The organism is Porphyromonas sp. CAG:1061 (assembly GCF_000435035.1).
Classification (GTDB): domain Bacteria; phylum Bacteroidota; class Bacteroidia; order Bacteroidales; family Porphyromonadaceae; genus Porphyromonas_A; species Porphyromonas_A somerae.
The window spans coordinates 13,705-14,700 of sequence record NZ_HF988906.1; the positions used below are offsets into that span (position 1 = coordinate 13,705).

The 996-nt window shown below is 51.2% G+C and carries 1 protein-coding gene; it reads right to left on the reverse strand.

The window, feature by feature from the left end:
• Window positions 1-996 (reverse strand): aspartate-alanine antiporter-like transporter (locus tag QVO39_RS04095; protein ID WP_288171742.1); only part of this gene is annotated, 996 nt, incomplete at both ends.

Consider the following 996-nt stretch of genomic DNA (forward strand, 5'->3'; position numbering starts at 1 on the left):
CAGGTGGGTCGGTGGTGGCACCTGCCATCATACCGCTGAGCTGTAGGTAGTTGAGCTTAAATACAAATCGACCGAGTAGCCCCACCACCAGTAGTGGAATAAGGGTGATCAGTAGACCGTAGCCCACCCACACAAAACCGCCATTATTCACTAGCGTATCCACAAAGCCATTGCCAGCGTTGAGCCCCACACAGGCGAGGAATATGCTGATGCCCATCTCCCGAAGGATGAGGTTGGCACTCGTGGTAGTGTAGGCTACTAATTTTAGTTTGTAGCCAAAGCGGGCAATGAGTATCGCCACCACTAGCGGACCACCAGCCAATCCTAGCTTCACTGGCTGAGGAATACCTGGGAACATAATCGGAATAGAGCCGACAAATATACCTAGGGCGATCCCTAGAAAAATAGTCACTAGGTTAGGCTCATCCAGTCGCTTGATAGAATTGCCAATCAACTCTTCCATACTATCGATAGCCGCATCACTTCCCACCACATTGAGGCGGTCGCCGTATTGGAGAGCAAAGTTAGGCGAAGCTACAATCTCCACCCCTGCTCGGTAGATGCGGGTGACATTGACACCATACAGAGCTCTTAGATTGAGACTCTTGAGTGTACGTCCATTGATCTCTCTATTGGTCACTACCAACTTGCGCGATACATACTTCGAGCCCTCTAGTATCCAGCGCTTGCGGTCGATGTGTAGCTTCCGACCCACTGTCACGATGAGGGCATCAATGTGTGGCTGCTCGGTGATGACAAATATCCGGTCCCCCTCGGAGAGCACCGTATCTATGGTTGCAATATGTATTTCGTCCGTCTCCTTTTTCCAAATCCTCGACACCACAAACGTCCTACCGTGTAGTAGCTCTGTGAGCGACTTCACGGTATGGCCAAATAGAGCAGGGTTGGTCACTTGTAGCGAAATAGGGATTGCCGAGAGCTCTTCCCCAGCTCGCTCCTCCTCTAGCTTCGCCTCCTCCTCCTTGATATTCACTC